The organism is Thermus sp. 2.9, assembly GCF_000794385.1.
Classification (GTDB): Bacteria; Deinococcota; Deinococci; order Deinococcales; family Thermaceae; genus Thermus; species Thermus thalpophilus.
Genome location: NZ_JTJB01000003.1, coordinates 183,272 through 198,683 on the forward strand (window position 1 = coordinate 183,272; position 15,412 = coordinate 198,683).

Here is a 15,412-nt window from a genome sequence, read left to right on the forward strand (position 1 = left end):
CCCCGCAAGGGGGCCCAAACCTTTTGCTACACTTAGGCCATGAAGCGCGTCCTCTCGGGCATCCAGCCCTCGGGGGAGATCCACATTGGCAACTACCTGGGGGCCATCAAGCAGTGGGTGGCCATCGGGGAGAAGCTGGGCCGGGAGGCCTTCTTTTGCATCGTGGACTACCACGCCCTCACCAACCCCCTGGCCTACGATCCCCAGACCCTGGCCCGCCGCACCTTTGAGGCGGCCTTGGTGAACATCGCCGCCGGGCTTGACCCGGACAAGGTCACCCTCTTCGTCCAGTCCCACGTGCCCGAGCACACGGAGCTTGCCTGGGTCTTCACCACCCTCACCCCCCTAGGCGACCTCACCCGCATGACCCAGTTCAAGGACAAGGCCAGCAAGCAGGAAACCATCTGGAGCGGCCTCCTCATGTACCCCGTTTTGCAGGCGGCGGACATCCTCATCTACAAGGCGGACACCGTGCCGGTGGGGGAGGACCAGGTGCAGCACATTGAGCTCACCCGGGAGATCGCCCGCCGCTTCAACCACCTCTTCGGGGAAACCTTCCCCGAGCCCGAGGCCCTCTTGAACCCGGAGGCCCCCCGGGTGCCGGGCATTGACGGCAAGGCCAAGATGAGCAAGTCCCTGGGAAACACCATCGGCCTTCTGGAGCCCGAGGAGAGCATCTGGCAGAAGATCCAGCACCTGCCCGATGACCCCCAGAGGATTCGGCTTTCCGACCCCGGGGACCCCGAGAGGACCATCGTCTTCACCTACCTCTCCTACTTCGCCCCCAAGGAGCTGGTGGAGGTCCTGAAGGAGGAGTACCGCAAGGCGGGGGTGGGCACGTACGTGGTGAAGCGCATCCTCTTTGAGGAGATGATGAAGACCCTAAGGCCCATTCGGGAGCGGGCGGAGGCGCTTAAGCGGGACCCCGACTACGTGATGGACGTTTTGGTGGAGGGGGCGAAGCGGGCGCGGGGGGTGGCGGCGGCCACCATGGAAGAGGTGCGGGAGAAGGTGGGCCTCCTCCTGCCCAAGAAGCGGCCGGTCCCGGCGTGATCCGCTTGGCGTTTCCTGGTTTTGCCGGGTCTCCCTCAGAGCTCCGGGAGGCCCTAAGGCGGGGGCGGCTTTCCCCCAAGGACCTCCCCGTCCTCCAGGTGGTGGAGCAGGCCCTTTCCCAGGTGCCGGAGGACCTAAAGGCCAAGGCCGAGCTTCTGCCCCTTTTGGCGGAGCTCCTCGTCCTGAAGCTCGCTCCGGAGAAGGCCCTGACGCCCAAGGAGGAGGGGGAGGAAGCCCCCTTGGTGCGGGTTCTTTTGGACCTTTCCGAGGCCGTGGCCTTTTTGGAAGGGCGTTTGGCCAAGCGGGCCCGGCTCTACCCAACGGCGCCTCCCCCTGTGCCCAGGCCTTCCCTGCGGCTTCCCCCCGGGGTCTTGGCCGAGGCGGCCCGCCCCTTCCGCAAGGCGGTGCTTCACCTGCCGCGGGAGGCCTTTGGATTGCAGGAGGCCTGGGCTAGGCTTTTGCCCTTCCTGAAGGGCCGGGTGGCCTTCCACCGCCTACCCCTTCCCTCCTGGGAGGAAAAGGTGGTGGGCTTCGCCGCCCTTTTGGAGGCCCGCCGCCTCGGGCGGGTGCGGCTTCACCAGGAGGCTCCCTTCGCTCCCCTCTACGTGGAGGTGGAGGGTGCCCTCGAGGCGCGGCGCTTGGCCTAACCCCGCCTCGCCTCCCGGGCCAGAAGCCCCATGCTGATGGCGATGAGGAGGAAGGCGATCAGGGCCTGCAAGGGGATGGGGAACTGGGGGATGTATTCCACGGAGCAGGGCACCGGGGGCTTGCAGGCCAGGGTGAAGAGGTCAGGGAAGCGCTGCTCCATAAGGTGCAGGGTGCTGATGCTTCCTCCGATGAGGGAAAGGGTGAGGCTGTAGGGCCACACCCCAAGGTCCTGCCGCCAGAGGGCGAGGCCCAGGATCACCGCTGCGGGTACATGAAGATGCGCTGGTACCAGCAGAGCTCGCAGGGGAGGAAAAGCCGCACCTCGGAGTAGTAGAGGCTACCCAAGGTGGCCACCAGGGCCACCACCCAGGCGAAGCTGAGGAGGAAAGCGCCGCGCTTCATCGGCTAAAGCATACCCCTAAACTGGTGCTTGTGAAGGGCGAGGACGAGGCGTTGCGCGAAGGGGAAGACTTCTACTGGGAAGGGGATAGGATGGTCTTCACCGAGGCTTACCACCGCAAGCGGGGCTACTGCTGCGGCTCGGGGTGCCGCCACTGCCCCTGGCGGCCCAAGGAGGAGGATTAGGCTTCTAGAAGGGCCTCCACGAAGGCTTCGGCGTCAAAGGGCTGGAGGTCCTCCGGGCCCTCCCCCACCCCGATGAACCGGATGGGCACCTTCAAGGTGCGCACGATGGGCACCAGGACCCCTCCCTTGGCGGTGCCGTCCAGCTTGGTGACGATGACGCCGGTTAGGCCCACCGCCTCGTGGAAGCGCTTGGCCTGCTCCAGGCCGTTTTGCCCGGTGACGGCATCCAGTACCAGCCAGACCTCCTTGGGCTCCTCGGGGTCGGCCTTGGCGATGGCCCGCTTCACCTTCTTGAGCTCCTCCATCAGGTTGTGCTTGGTGTGGAGGCGGCCGGCGGTGTCCACGAAGAGGAGGTCAAAACCCCGCGCCTTTCGGGCCTGGGCGGCGTCAAAGGCGAGGGCGGCGGGGTCCGCCCCTTCGGGGCCTTGGATCACGGGGATGCCCAGGCGCTTGCCCCACTCGGCGAGCTGCGTGGCCCCGGCGGCGCGGAAGGTGTCCCCGGCGCAGAACATCACCTTCTTGCCCAAGGCTTGGTAGTAGCGGCCCAGCTTGGCGATGGTGGTGGTCTTGCCCACCCCGTTCACCCCCACCACCATCACCACGTGCCCTTGGGGCTCCACGGGCTTGGGGGTTTGGGGGCGGAAGCCCAGCTTGCGCAGGGTTGCCCGGCGCTCGTCCGGCTCCAGCATCTGGACGAGCTTTTCCTTCACCGCCTCCTTCAGGTCCTTCCTTCCCGAGGCCTTGAGCTCCGCCAGGAGTTCCTCCGTGGCCGCCACCCCCACGTCGGCGGCCAGGAGGGCCATCTCCAGCTCTTCCAAGACCTCCTCGGGGTTGCCGCCCCAGGGGATGGCCTTGAGGAGGGTTTCCCGGGTCTTGGCGAGCCCGGCCTTTAGGCGGTCAAAGAAGCCCATCAGCGGAAGTTTACCCCCAGGGCGAAGCGCCAGACCTTGGGGAAGTCGGCGAAGCCGTAGACGTAGCTCCCCTCGGCGAAGAGGCCCGTGTAGGGGTCCAGAAGGCCCTCGAGGCCCAGGGTGAAGCCCACCCCGGCGGTGGGGCGTGGCCCCAAGAGGGCGCCCAAGCCGCCCCCGAAGTAGGGGAGGAGGCCCTGTAGGCCCGGCTCGTACTGGCCCAGGTCCGGCTTGAAGAGGAGGGCGGCCTCCAAAGCCACCCCGGGAGCGGCGGGGGCGAGCTCCGCCGTGAGGCGGCCCACCAGGTTCTGTCTTAAGTGGCTTTCCACCCCGGCCCCAAAGGTGAGGCCCAGGGCTTCCCCGTGGCCGAAGCGCATCTGGATGGCGCTTTGGGCGCCGGCCAAACCGAGCAGGAACAAGAGGACGAAAACCCGCCTCATCCCGCCCAGTATAGCCCTTTCGCGCTTCTTTTCACGAGGCGGCCAGGGCCCGCGCAAGCCGCCCCAGGACCCGCTCCTTGCCCAAAAGGGCCAGGATCTCAAAAAGCCCCGGGGTTTCCAGGCTGCCGGTGACGGCGGCCCGGAGGGGTTGGGCCACCTGGCCCAGCTTGAGGCCCCTCGCCTCGGCGAACCCCCTTAGGAGGCCTTCCAAGGCGGCCTCGCTCCAGTCCTCCTGGGCCCTTAGGGCGGGAAGGAGCTCCCGGAGGAGAGGTAGGCCCTCCCGCAGCTTGGCCAGGGCCTTCTCCGAGAAGGGGTAGTCCTCGGCGAAGAGGTAGCGGGCCTTTTCCGGGAACTCCTTGAGGGTGTCAAAGCGGGGGCGCATGAGGGCCACCGCCCTTTGCAGGTAGGCCTCCTCGGGCCAGGAAAGCCCCGCCTGTTGCAAGAAGGGCTTCACCCGCTCGGCCACTTCCTCCAGGGAGAGGACCTCCCGGATGTACTTCCCGTTCATCCACCGGAGCTTCTCCAGGTCAAAGACGGGCCCCCCCAAGGACACCCGGTCCCAGCTGAAGGCCGCAATGAATTCCTCCAGGGTGAAGATCTCGCGTCCATCGGGCATGGAAAAGCCCATGAGGCAGAGGTAGTTGCGCAGGGCCTCGGGCAAAAACCCCTCCGCCTTGTACCACTCCAAGGAGGTGTGGCTTTTCCGCTTGCTGATCTTGGTCTTGTCGGGGTTGCGCAGAAGGGGCATGTGGTAGAACTTGGGCACCTCCCAGCCGAAGGCCCGGTAGAGGAGGACGTGGATGGGGGTGGAAACCAGCCACTCCTCCGCCCGGATCACGTCCGTGACCCCCATGAGGTGGTCGTCCACCACGTTGGCCAAGTGGTAGGTGGGGTACCCATCGGACTTCAGGAGGACCACATCGGGGATCTCCTGGTTGTCGTACACCACCACCCCCCGGAGCTCGTCCTTCACCTCGGTGGCGCCGGGGCGGGGGACCTTGAGCCGGATCACGTGGGGCTCGCCCCGCTTAGCCCGCTCCTCCGCCTCCTCCGGGGGGATGTTCCGGGCCCGGCCATCGTATCCCCCCTTTTCCTTGCGGATCTGTTCCAGCTCCTCCGGGGTTTCAAAGGCGCGGTAGGCCCACCCCCGCCGCAAAAGCTCCTCAGCGTACTGTCGGTAAAGGGGAAGCCTTTCCGACTGGCGGTAAGGCCCATGGGGGCCGCCGATGTCGGGGCCTTCGTCGTAGGTGATGCCGAGCCACTTGAGGGCGGCCAAAATCCTTTCCTCCGCCCCCGGCACGTAGCGGGCGCGGTCGGTGTCCTCTATGCGCACCAGGAAGCGCCCCCCGTTTTTGCGGGCCCAGGCGTAGTTGAAAAGGGCGATGTAGGCCGTGCCCACGTGGGGGTCCCCCGTGGGGCTTGGGGCAATGCGGGTCACCACCATACCTCGCCCATTATCTCATCCGCGCTTAAAGGCCGGGCCTTAGGCTTGGGGGTAATGGACGGGGAGCTTCTGGCCCAGGGTTTGCGCAAGCGCTACGGCCCCAAGGAGGTGGTGCGGGGGGTGGACCTTCACCTGAAGCGGGGGGAGATCGTGGCCCTCTTCGGCCCCAACGGGGCGGGGAAGACCACCACCTTTTACATGGTGGTGGGGTTCATCAAGCCCACCGCGGGGCGCATCTACCTAAAGGGGCAGGAGGTGAGCCGCCTGCCCATGTACAAAAGGGCCCGGCTCGGCCTCGGCTATTTGCCCCAGGAGCCCAGCGCCTTCCGGCGGATGACCGTACTGGAAAACCTCCTCGCCATCCTGGAGTTCCAGCCTCTTTCCAAAAAAGAGCGCCTGGAAAAGGCCAAAGCCCTTCTGGAGGAGCTCTCCATTTACCATTTAAAAGACCGCCTGGCCTACGCCCTTTCTGGGGGGGAAAGGCGGCGGTTGGAAATCGCCCGGGCCCTTTGCACCGACCCCGACTTCATCCTCCTGGACGAGCCCTTTACCGGGGTGGACCCCAAGAACGTGCGGGAGATCCAAAAGGTCATCGCCGAGCTCCGGGAAAGGCGGGGGGTGGGGGTCTTCATCACCGACCACGCGGTGCGGGAGACCCTGGCCATCACCGACCGGGTCTACCTGATGTACGACGGCCAGGTCCTCTTCCACGGGGACCCCGACACCTTCGCCCAAGACCAGGGGGTAAGGCGGCACTACCTGGGTGAGGATTACGAGCTTTAGATGACCTTTTGGGCGCTTTTATTCCTCATCCTCTTCCTCGCTGCCCTGGTGGCCTACCTGGGGGACAAGGTGGCCAAGTGGGCGGGGAAGCGCCATTACCGCCTCTTTGGACTTCGCCCTCGCCAGACCGCCACCCTGATCGCCGTCTTCACCGGGGTGGGCATCGCCCTTTTTAGCTACCTGGGCTTCCTCTTGGTCTTTCGCGAGGCCCGGGAGGTGATCCTGGAGGCCACGGCCATCCGCAAGGAGCGGGATGCGCTAAGGGCCGAGCGGGACGTGCTTTTGCGGGCCAAGGCGGCCATGGAGGCGGAGGCGGCCCGGGCTTTGGCGGAGCTCAACGCTTTGCGGGTGGAAAGGCGGGAGCTTTCCGAGGCCTTGGCGGCGGCGGAGGCCGTGAGGCGCCGCCTCGAGGGGGAAGCCCAGGCCCTTTCCCGCCAGGTCCAGGCCCTCACCCAGGAGCGAAAGGCCCTTCTCCAGGAAACGGGGCGGCTTAAGGCGGAGCGGGAGGAGCTGGCCAACCTCCTCACCCTAAAGAACAAGGAGCTTGGGGAAAGGAGCCGGGAGCTTCAGGGCTTAGAGAGCCGCCTAAAGGGCCTCCAGGAGGCGGCGAGGAGCCTCGAGGCGGAAAGGCGCCGCCTCCAGGAGGAGCTCGCGAAGGCCCAGGCCCGCCTGGAAGGGGCGAGGGAAGAGCGGGCCCGCCTCGCCCAGGAGGCGGAGGGGCTTAAGGCCGCCTTGGAGCGCACCCGGCGGGAGCTCCGCCAGGCGGAGGAGCGCCTCCTGAGCCTTTTGGCCCAAGCGGAGGTCCTGCAGGGGGAAAAGGGGCAGCTGGCCCAGAGCCTGGTGCGGCTAAGCCAAGGGCTTTACCTGGGGGAGGTGCGCCTGGGGACGGAGGAGGGCCGGGCGGTGCTGGAGAGGGTGGCGGAAAGGCGGGCCCTCCTCCAGGGCTTCCGGGGGGTGGAGCTTCTGGGGGAGGTCAGGGGCCCGGGGCTTGCGGTCCTCGAGGGGGCCGGGTACCAAGAGGGCAAGCTTTTGGTGCAGGTGCGCTTCTACCCGGAAAAGCGGGCCTTCGCCGAGGGGGAGGTCCTGAGTAGCGCCACTTTTCGCCTGAGCACGCCCGCCCGCAACCAAGAGGCCCTGGAGCGCCTGGGGGAAGAGGCGAGGAAGCGCCTTCTGGAAGCGGGGTTTCCCCCGGAATACGCCACCTTCCCCTCCCCGGAGGAACTGGCCCGGGGCCTTGCCCTCCTGAAAGGGCGGCAGGGGGTGGTGCGGGTGGGGGTGGTGGCGGAGAAGGAGCTGTGGACCACGGAGCGGCCCCTCCTAGCCTTCCGCCTCCTCGGGGGGCCGCCGGGCCCGGAGGTACCGGTCCCGACCCGCCAGGTCCCGTAGCACCTCCGCTTCCCAGCCCCTTTCCCGAAGCGCTGCCGCCAGGCGGTGGACGTTTTCCGGCGCCAGTTCCAGAAGCAGGAAGCCCCCCGGCCTTAAGGCCCCTTCCGCCTCCAGGGCCAAGGGCTGGGCCACGGCGAGCCCCTCTTCCCCGGCGTAAAGGGCCAGGGGGTTCTCGTAGGCCAGCTCCGGGGGGGCCGCCTCCCGGTAGGCCTCGGGGAGGTAAGGGGGGTTGGCCACCACCAGGTCCAGCCCCCTAAGCCCCCCCGTGAGGGGGGCTTTGAGGAAGCGGACCTTAAGCCCAAGCCGCTTGGCGTTTTCCTCCGCCAGGCGCAGGGCCTTTTCGTCCACGTCCGTGGCGTAGACCTCCGCCTCGGGCAGGCGGCTTTTCAGGGCGAGGGCGATGGCCCCGGTGCCCGTGCCCACGTCCAGGACCCTGGGCCTTGGGGGGAGGGGAAGGGCCAGGGCCAAGGCCACCAGGCCCTCCGTCTCGGGCCGGGGGATGAGGATCCCCTCTTCCACCCTTAGGGGCAGGCCGAAAAACTCCACCTCCCCCAAGAGGTACTGCAGGGGGTAGCGGGCAAGACGCTTCTCCAGAAGGGCCCAGGCCTTCTCCTCGGCTCCCGGGGGCGGGGGCTCGGCCAGCCGGAGGAGGAGGTCTTTCCGGGAAAGCCCCGTGGCCAAGGCCAGGAGGTCCCAAGCCTCCCCCTCGGGGAGCCCCGCCGCCTTAAGCCGCGCCTGAAGCGCCCGGAGGAGCCTTATCACGGGGGTAGACCACCACGTGGCGCGCCTCGCCCTCCCCCTGGCTTTCCGTGGTCACCTGGGGGTGGTTCTTGAGGAGCATGTGGACGATGCGCCGCTCCGAGGGCCGCATGGGGGGGAGGTGCAAGGGCTCCCCGGTCATGGCCACGGTGAGGGCGGCGTCCTCGGCCATGCGGCGGATCTTGTCCTCCTGTCGCTTGCGGTAGCCGGCGGCGTCCAGGACCACCCGGTACGCCCCGCCGAAGTGCTTAGCCAGGACCACCCCCGCCAGGTATTCCACCGCCTTCAGGGTGCGCCCCTCCTTGCCGATGAAGCGGCCCAGGTCACCGCCCTTGACCTCCGCCTTGAGCAGGTTTCCCTCCTGGCGGACTTCCACGTAGTGCGCTGGGTCCAAGCGGAGGAGAAGGCCCACCAAGAAGGCTTCCAGCACCTCCTTGGGCCCTTGGGGGCGGGGTTCCTTCCCCGCTTCCTTGAGCTCCACCTCCACCGGGGCTTCTTCCAGGACCCCGAGGTCGGAGAGGAGGTCGTCAATGCTCTTTTTCTTCTCGTCCATGCCTCAAGTTTACGCCCCCATTGGCTTCAGGCTCCGGTTGATGAGCCACTGCTGCGCCACCCCGATGAGGTTGGAGAGCACCCAGTAGAGGGTCACCCCGGCGGGGAACTGCAGGACCAGGAAGATGAAGATCAGGTTCATGAAGAGGCTTTGGCGGATGAGGTCCTTGTTGCCGTGGGCGGAAAGCCAGGTGGAGAGGAAGGTGGTGGCCACGTAGAGGGCGGGGAGGACGTAGAAGGGGTCGGGCAGGGCCAGGTCGGGGATCCACAAAAGTCCCTGGCCGAACTCGTAGTTGGCGATCACCTTCCAGAGGATGAAGAGGATGGGCATCTGGATGAAAAGGGGCAGGCAGCCGGCGGCGGGGTTCACCTTGTGCTCCTGGTAGAGCTTCATGGTGGCCTCGGCCCGCTTGTTGGGGTCGTCCTTGTACTTCTCGTTGATCTTCTGGATGAGGGGCTGGAGGCGCTGGATCTCCGCCATGCTCTTGAACTGCTGGTGCATTAAAGGCCAAAGGAGGAGGCGCACCACCAGGGTGAGGAAGAGGATGGCGAGGCCCCAGCTCCCCGTGTAGCGGAAGGCGGTTTCCATGAGCCAAAGTAAGCCCAAGGAGAGCTGGCCCCAGATGTTGGGGCTAAAAAGCCCGGGAAGGGCAAGGAGCCCCTCCACGTGGAAGCGCACCAGCTCGTTCTGGCCGCCGTAAAGCTTGAGGGGTTTGCCCCTTTCTAGCCTCACTTCCCCTTCCCTGCCCACCAGCTTGCCCAAAAAGGGTTTCTCGGCGAAGGCCACCAGGGCGTAGCCCGCCTTGGGCTTGGTCTGCCAGGCCAGGTAGCGGAGGCTTCCCTCCCCGCTCGGGGCGGGCTCCTTTTCCCCAGCCAGGAGGACCTTGGGCTGGCCCTGGGCTTTAAGCTTGAGGGTTAAGGGGAAGTCCGCCTCCACCCGCAGGGTGTAGCGCCCCTTTTCTATGCGGTAGGTGAGGGTGCCTTCCCGCCCGTGGAAGCGGGCGAGGAGGCGGCCATCCTCCACCAAGAACTCCGCCTTTTCCGGGGAGAAGCCTTCCGGGGTCACCACGGGGCTCCCTTCCGCCAGGTTAGGGGCCCGGGTGTAGTCGCCGATGCCGGTGCCCTTGTAGGTCTTCACGTACCAGCCCACGATCTGGCCCTTTTGGTCAAAGGCCAGGTCCATGAGGTTGGTCACCGCCACCTTCTCCGGGGTGCCGTCCCCGTTCACGTCCACGTCCTTGAAGGTGGCCTCGAGGGCCAAGGCGGGCGCCAAAAGCGCCACGAGGGCCAGGAGTTGCCTCATCGCGCCCCCTCCTTCCTCATCGGGAAAACCAGGGGCACAGGGTCTAGCCCCCCGGGGTTTAGGGGGTGGCACTTTAGGATCCGCCGCGCCGCCAAATAGCTTCCCCAAAAGGCCCCGTGGCGCTCCAGGGCCTCGAGGGCGTAAGCGGAACAGGTGGGGTGAAACCGGCAGGTCTTGGGCTTGAGGGGGGAAACGTACCGGCGGTACGCCTTGATCAGGAGTACGAGGAGCCTGCGCACGCCGCCTATTGTATCAGCCCGCTTTTCCTCAGGGCGCGCACCAGGTCCTGGAAGAGCTCGGCGTAGCTCGCCTCCCGGGCCTCGGGGCTCGCCACCACCAGGAGGTGGGCCTTGGGCAGGTGGAGGCGGCGGAGGATCTCCCTCAGGCGCCGCTTCACCTTGTTGCGCACCACCGCCTTGCCCACTTTTTTGGAGACCACGATGCCCACCCGGAGTTCGGAAGCCGGGAGCCACTTCACGCTCACGTACCGCCCCCGCCCCGCCTTGCCCTTGCGCAGGCGGGCGAAGTCCCGGTCGCCCTTTAAGGAAACGAGTTTGCCCCCCGGGGCGGGGGGCGGGGCCTTTAGGCGTTCACCTTGGGCGTGAGGCGCCAGCGGCCCTTCTGCCGCCTGCGCTTCAGCACCTTCCTGCCGCCTGGGGTCTTCATGCGGGCCCGGAAGCCGTGGGTCTTGGCCCGCTTCCTCCGGTTGGGCTGCCAGGTCCTTTTCATTCATTTCCCTCCCTGGGGCTTGCGCCCCGATACCCTAAAGAGTGTAGCACAGATAGTCCTGTACCCAGTCTAACGGTTTTTTACACCTTGGCGCCATAGCGTTGACATTTCCCCGCCGTCCCCCTTATACTTCCCGGCAAACGGTCGTTAGGGAGGAGTCCGTGGCCCAGCTACTCGTGGAGAACGTCACCCTAACCTTTGGAGGCGTGGCCGCCCTTTCCGCCGTTTCCCTGCGGGTGGATAAGGGGGAGCTCGTTTCCGTCATCGGCCCCAACGGGGCGGGAAAGACGAGCCTCCTGAACGTGGTTTCCGGCTTCTACCACCCCCAGCGAGGGCGCATCCTCTTTGAAGGCCAGGAGATCACCCGGGCAAGCCCCCACGAGATCACCCGGAAGGGCATCGCCCGCGCCTTTCAGAACATTGAGCTCTTCTCGGGCCTCACCGTCCTGGAAAACCTCATGCTGGCCCGGCACACCCACCTCCGCTACGGCCTCTTCCAGGCGGGGCTTTTTTACGGCCGGGCCTTAGCGGAGGAGGTGAAGAGCCGCCGCCTGGTGGAGGAGGTCATTGACTTCATGGAGCTGGAGCCCTACCGCAAAGCCCTGGTGGGGAACCTGCCCTATGGGGTGCGGAAGCGGGTGGAGGTGGCCCGGGCCCTGGCCCTTTCCCCCAAGCTCCTCCTCCTGGACGAGCCCATGGCGGGGATGACCCTGGAGGAGAAGGAGGACATGGTGCGCTTTATCCTGGAGATCCGCGCCCAGGGCACCACGGTGATCCTCATTGAGCACGATTTGGGGGTGGTGATGGACATCTCCGACCGGGTCTACGTCCTGGACTTCGGCCAGGTCATCGCCGAGGGCCCGCCGGAGGCCGTGGCGCAAAACCCGAGGGTGCAGGAGGCCTACTTGGGGGTGGAAGCGTGAAGGTGCTCCGGCCCTCCTACGAGATGAAGCGCCACACCCTGCCCCAGCTCCTCAGACTTCGCGCGCTTCAGGAAGGGGACCGGGTGGCCCTAAGGGAAAAGGACTACGGCATCTGGAACGAGATCACCTACGCCGAGTACTACGAGAAGGTCCTCCTTTTCGCCCACGGCCTCCTGGCCTTGGGGTTTGAGCCGGGGGAGCGCCTCGCCATCATCGCCGACAACATACCCGAGTGGCTTTACGCCGAGCTCGGCACCCAGGCGGTGCGGGGGATCAGCGTGGGGGTGTACCAAAGCTCCTTGCCCCCCGAGATCGCCTACATGCTGGCCTACACGGGGGCCAGCGTGGTCCTGGCCGAGGACCAGGAGCAGGTGGACAAGCTCTACGAGATCCGGAACGAGATCCCCCACGTGCGCCACGTCATCTACGAGGATCCCAAGGGCATGCGGGGCTACCGGGACCCCTGGCTCCTCTCCTTTGAAGAGCTGTTGGAGCGGGGAAGGGAGCACCGCAAGCGCCATCCCGAGGCGGTGGAGAAGCTCCTCCTCGCCGCAAGCCCGGAGGAGGTCTGCCACCTTTCCTCCACCTCCGGTACCACGGGCAGGCCCAAGGCGGCCATGCTCCGCCACCGCAACCTGATCCACATGGGGGTGGCCCTGCAGGAGGTGGACCCCCTGAAGCCCACGGACGACTACCTCTCCTTCCTGCCCCTGGCCTGGATCGGGGAGCAGATGATGTCGGTGGCCATGGCCCTCACCGGGGGCTTCGCCGTGAACTTCCCCGAGGCGGTGGAAACCGCCCTAAGCGACCTTAAGGAAATCGGCCCCCATGTGATGTTCAGTCCCCCAAGGGTCTGGGAGGGGATCCAGAGCAACATCTGGGTGCGCATCTCGGAAAGCCCCGCCTTCAACCGCTTTGTGTACGAAAGGCTCCTTCGCCTGGGCTACCGGGCGGCGGAGTACCGCATGCGGGGAAGGCCCATGCCCCTTGCCCTTCGCCTCGCCTACTTTTTGGCCGACCAGGTCCTTCTTTAAGCCCCTGCGCGACCAGCTGGGCTTCCTGCGCCTGCGCCGCGCCTACACCGGCGGGGCCGCCTTGGGGCCCGACGTGTTCCGCTTCTACCACGCCATTGGGGTGAACCTGAAGCAGATTTACGGGCAGACGGAGATCATCGGCATCGCTTTCGTGCACCGGGATGGGGACGTGCGCCACGACACCGTGGGCCTGCCCATTCCCGGCACGGAGGTGCGGATCAGCGAGGAAGGGGAGATCCTCCTCCGCTCCGATGCCGTGTGCGCCGGCTACTGGGAAAGGCCCGAGGCCACGGCGGAAACCTTCCGGGACGGGTGGCTCCACACGGGCGATGCCGGCTACCTCACGGAAGATGGCCACCTGGTGGTCATTGACCGCCTCTCCGACGTGATGCGCACCGAGCGGGGCACGGTGTTTAGCCCCCAGTTCGTGGAGAACAAGCTCAAGTTCTCCCCCTACATCAAAGAGGCCGTGGTGTTTGGCGACCGCAAGCCCTTCCTGGCGGCCCTCATTAACATTGACCCCCAGACGGTGGGCAAGTGGGCGGAGGAGCGGGGGCTTGCCTACACCACCTACCTGGACCTTTCCCTAAAGCCGGAGGTGGCGGCCCTCATCCGCAATGAGGTGGAGCGGGTGAACGCCGAGCTTCCGGAGGAGCTTAGGATCCGGCGCTTCGTCCTCCTCTACAAGCTTTTGGACGCCGACGACGAGGAGCTCACCCGCACGGGGAAGGTGCGCCGGGGGCTCATCGCCAAGAAGTACGCTCCCTTGGTGGAGGCCCTTTACGGCGAGGGCAAGGAGGTGGAGGTGGAGGCGGAGTACCGCTACCAGGACGGGACCGCGCAGCGGGTGCGGGCCCAGGTACCGGTGTGGGACCTTCGGGAGGAGGTGTTGGCGTGAGTTTTCTCCTAGAGCTTCTCCTTTCCGGGGTGGTCCTGGGGCTCATATACGCCTTGGTGGCCTTGGGGTTCGTCCTCATCTACAAGGCGAGCCGGGTGGTGAACTTCGCCCAGGGGGAGCTTCTGGCCATCGGAGCCTTTTCCGCCCACTTTTTCCTGGTGAACCTGAAGCTTCCCGTGCTTTTGGCTTTCCCCTTGGCCTTGGCCTTCACCGCCTTGGTGGGGTATTTTTTGGAGCGGGTTTTTCTCAAGCGCCTGGTGGGCCAGCCCATCATCTCCGTCATCATGGCCACCATCGGCCTGGCCTTCTTCCTGGATGGCCTCTTGCACCTCACCCCCTACGGGGCTGGGAGCTACGGCTATCCCCCTTTCCTTCCGGAGGGCGGGGTGAGCGTTCTGGGGGTGCGGGTTTCCTACGCCCAGCTCCTTGCCCTTTTCCTCACCGGGGCCTTCTTGGCGCTCTTTTCCTGGTTCTTCCAGCGCTCCACCCTGGGCGTTGCCATGCGCAGCGTGGCCGATGACCAGATGGCGGCCATGAGCCTGGGGGTTTCCGTGACCAAGGTCTTCGCCTTGGCCTGGGCGGCGGCGGGCTTGGCGGCGGCGGCGGGAGGGGTGATGGTGGGGACCATTTCCGGGCTTAACCTGGACGGCTTGGTCCACATCGGCCTAAAGGTCTTCCCGGTGGTGTGGGATCCTGGGGGGGCTTGACTCCATCCCGGGAGCGGTGGTGGCGGGCATCCTGATCGGCGTCTTGGAAAACCTGGCGGCGGGCTTCTTGGACCCCTATGTCCCCGGTGGGGGCACGCGGGATGTCTTCCCCTTCCTGGTGCTTCTCCTGGTCCTTTGGTTTAAGCCCCACGGGCTTTTCGGCACGGAGGAGATTGAGCGCGTATGAGGAACCCTTGGGCCCAGACCGGCAACTACCGAACCAGCTACCCACAGGACACATCCATCTTCGCCACCCATCGGGAGCTCCTTTCCCTCTTGGCCTTCTTGGCGTTTCTCCTCGTGTTGCCCCAGTTCCTCTCCCGCACCCAGGTCTTCATCCTGGACCTCATCCTGGTTTACAGCATCGCCGTGCTTGGCCTGAACATCACCACGGGCTACGCCGGCCTCATCAACATCGGCCAGGCGGCCTTCATGGGGGTAGGGGCCTACACCGCTGCTCTCCTCGCGCCCCAGGGCCTTCCCCTCTGGCTCGTGATCCCCATGGGGGGGCTGGTGGCCGCCTTCTTCGGCTTCCTGGTGGGGATCCCGAGCCTGAGGGTGAAGCACCTCTATTTGGCCTTGGCCACCTTGGCTTTCCAGATGATCTTTGAGTGGAGCGTGGGCCACCTGCCCCTCCTGAAGCAAGGGGGGGCCATGGATATGCCCCGGGGGAGCTTTTTGGGCTATGAGGCGGGTTTCCGCAACCACTTCCACTTCTGGTACTACGTTTCCCTCACGACCCTCGTCCTCCTTGCCCTCTTCTTCCGCAACCTCTTGCGGACCAAGTACGGCCGCGCCTTGGTGGCGGTGCGGGACAACGACCGGGCGGCGGACGCCATGGGCATGGACCCGGGGCGCACCAAGCTCTTCGCCTTCGCCCTGGGGGCCTTCTACGCCGGGGTGGCGGGGGTGCTTTACGCCTACCTCTCCCGGGCGGTGGTGATGGAGGACTACGTCTTCGCCCACTCCGTGAAGTACCTGGCCATGGCCATCGTGGGGGGGCTCGGCACCTTGGTGGGAAGCTTCCTCGGACCCTTGTTCCTGGTCCTGTTAGACGTGAACATGGAGGCGCTTTCCAACCTCATCAAGGCCTTGGGCTTCAGCGTGGCCGGGGTGGACGTGGCGAGCGCCTTAAGGCCCCTGGCCTTCGGGCTCATCATCGTCCTCTTCCTCATGTTTGAGCCGCGGGGGCTTTACAACTGGTGGCGCATCGTGCGGAGCTACTTCCGCACGTGGCCTTTTAAGTACTAGAGGAGGGAA

16 protein-coding genes and 3 pseudogenes are annotated in these 15,412 nt (G+C 66.1%); 9 read left to right on the top strand and 10 right to left on the bottom strand.

The features are described from left to right. Positions 1–39 precede the first annotated feature (39 nt). Positions 40–1,053 (top strand): tryptophan--tRNA ligase, encoded by a 1,014-nt coding sequence (gene trpS / locus QT17_RS02505; protein ID WP_039455875.1) that lies wholly within the window; start codon positions 40–42, stop codon positions 1,051–1,053. Continuing rightward, a complete protein-coding gene (locus QT17_RS02510; RefSeq protein WP_039455877.1) occupies positions 1,050–1,700 on the top strand; it encodes a chromosome segregation protein ScpA in 651 nt (216 codons plus the stop codon). The genes trpS and QT17_RS02510 overlap by 4 nt, the downstream gene beginning before the upstream one ends. Here the strand turns inward: QT17_RS02510 and QT17_RS02515 are convergent. Continuing rightward, positions 1,697–2,103, bottom strand: a pseudogene (locus QT17_RS02515) (disulfide oxidoreductase). The gene QT17_RS02510 and the pseudogene QT17_RS02515 sit on opposite strands and share 4 nt — an antisense overlap. A 30-nt stretch (positions 2,104–2,133) precedes the next feature. Between QT17_RS02515 and QT17_RS13855 the strand changes: the two are divergent. Beyond that, a complete protein-coding gene (locus QT17_RS13855; protein ID WP_161791372.1) occupies positions 2,134–2,286 on the top strand; it encodes a DUF5522 domain-containing protein in 153 nt (50 codons plus the stop codon). Here QT17_RS13855 and ftsY read toward each other — a convergent pair. The 3 genes from ftsY to gltX are packed head-to-tail and all read right to left on the bottom strand — an operon-like array spanning position 2,283 to position 5,078. Next, a complete protein-coding gene (ftsY, locus tag QT17_RS02520; protein WP_039455879.1) occupies positions 2,283–3,197 on the bottom strand; it encodes a signal recognition particle-docking protein FtsY in 915 nt (304 codons plus the stop codon). The two genes, QT17_RS13855 and ftsY, sit on opposite strands and share 4 nt — an antisense overlap. Further along, positions 3,197–3,634, bottom strand: coding sequence for a hypothetical protein (locus tag QT17_RS02525; RefSeq protein ID WP_039455881.1), 438 nt, complete (start codon positions 3,632–3,634; stop codon positions 3,197–3,199). Before QT17_RS02525 ends, ftsY begins: the two co-directional genes overlap by 1 nt. Before the next feature lie 31 nt (positions 3,635–3,665). Continuing rightward, positions 3,666–5,078, bottom strand: coding sequence for a glutamate--tRNA ligase (gene gltX, locus QT17_RS02530; protein WP_039455883.1), 1,413 nt, complete (start codon positions 5,076–5,078; stop codon positions 3,666–3,668). Positions 5,079–5,132: 54 nt separating this feature from the next. Here gltX and lptB point away from each other — a divergent pair, with 54 nt between their 5' ends. Beyond that, entirely contained in the window at positions 5,133–5,861 is a 729-nt protein-coding gene (gene lptB, locus QT17_RS02535) for an LPS export ABC transporter ATP-binding protein (RefSeq protein WP_039455885.1), read from the top strand. Beyond that, positions 5,862–7,247 (top strand): DUF3084 domain-containing protein, encoded by a 1,386-nt coding sequence (locus tag QT17_RS02540; RefSeq protein ID WP_039455887.1) that lies wholly within the window; start codon positions 5,862–5,864, stop codon positions 7,245–7,247. Here the strand turns inward: QT17_RS02540 and prmC are convergent. The 6 genes from prmC to rpmH are packed head-to-tail and all read right to left on the bottom strand — an operon-like array spanning position 7,179 to position 10,590. After that, a complete protein-coding gene (gene prmC / locus QT17_RS02545) occupies positions 7,179–8,009 on the bottom strand; it encodes a peptide chain release factor N(5)-glutamine methyltransferase (RefSeq protein WP_039455889.1) in 831 nt (276 codons plus the stop codon). The two genes, QT17_RS02540 and prmC, sit on opposite strands and share 69 nt — an antisense overlap. Continuing rightward, positions 7,972–8,559 (bottom strand): R3H domain-containing nucleic acid-binding protein, encoded by a 588-nt coding sequence (locus QT17_RS02550; RefSeq protein WP_039455891.1) that lies wholly within the window; start codon positions 8,557–8,559, stop codon positions 7,972–7,974. The genes prmC and QT17_RS02550 overlap by 38 nt, the downstream gene beginning before the upstream one ends. A 9-nt stretch (positions 8,560–8,568) precedes the next feature. Then, complete coding sequence (locus QT17_RS02555; protein ID WP_039455893.1) at positions 8,569–9,861, bottom strand: YidC/Oxa1 family membrane protein insertase; 1,293 nt, start codon at positions 9,859–9,861, stop codon at positions 8,569–8,571. Continuing rightward, on the bottom strand, positions 9,858–10,100 hold the full coding sequence (gene yidD / locus QT17_RS02560) for a membrane protein insertion efficiency factor YidD (RefSeq protein ID WP_039455895.1): 243 nt from the start codon (positions 10,098–10,100) through the stop codon (positions 9,858–9,860). Before yidD ends, QT17_RS02555 begins: the two co-directional genes overlap by 4 nt. A 5-nt stretch (positions 10,101–10,105) precedes the next feature. Then, positions 10,106–10,474 (bottom strand): ribonuclease P protein component, encoded by a 369-nt coding sequence (gene rnpA / locus QT17_RS02565; RefSeq protein ID WP_081995761.1) that lies wholly within the window; start codon positions 10,472–10,474, stop codon positions 10,106–10,108. Next, positions 10,444–10,590 carry a 50S ribosomal protein L34 gene (rpmH, locus tag QT17_RS02570; protein ID WP_014516087.1) on the bottom strand — a complete coding sequence of 49 codons (147 nt, stop codon included), beginning with the start codon at positions 10,588–10,590 and terminating at the stop codon, positions 10,444–10,446. Before rpmH ends, rnpA begins: the two co-directional genes overlap by 31 nt. 161 nt (positions 10,591–10,751) lie before the next feature. Here rpmH and QT17_RS02575 point away from each other — a divergent pair, with 161 nt between their 5' ends. The 4 genes and pseudogenes from QT17_RS02575 to QT17_RS02590 all read left to right on the top strand — a co-directional run bounded on the left by QT17_RS02575 (position 10,752) and on the right by QT17_RS02590 (position 15,403). After that, complete coding sequence (locus QT17_RS02575) at positions 10,752–11,513, top strand: ABC transporter ATP-binding protein (RefSeq protein ID WP_039455901.1); 762 nt, start codon at positions 10,752–10,754, stop codon at positions 11,511–11,513. Next, positions 11,510–13,445, top strand: a pseudogene (locus QT17_RS02580) (long-chain fatty acid--CoA ligase). Before QT17_RS02575 ends, QT17_RS02580 begins: the two are co-directional and overlap by 4 nt. Then, positions 13,442–14,339 (top strand): annotated as a pseudogene (locus QT17_RS02585) (branched-chain amino acid ABC transporter permease). Before QT17_RS02580 ends, QT17_RS02585 begins: the two co-directional pseudogenes overlap by 4 nt. Further along, positions 14,336–15,403 carry a branched-chain amino acid ABC transporter permease gene (locus QT17_RS02590; protein WP_039455903.1) on the top strand — a complete coding sequence of 356 codons (1,068 nt, stop codon included), beginning with the start codon at positions 14,336–14,338 and terminating at the stop codon, positions 15,401–15,403. Before QT17_RS02585 ends, QT17_RS02590 begins: the two are co-directional and overlap by 4 nt. Positions 15,404–15,412 lie beyond the last annotated feature (9 nt).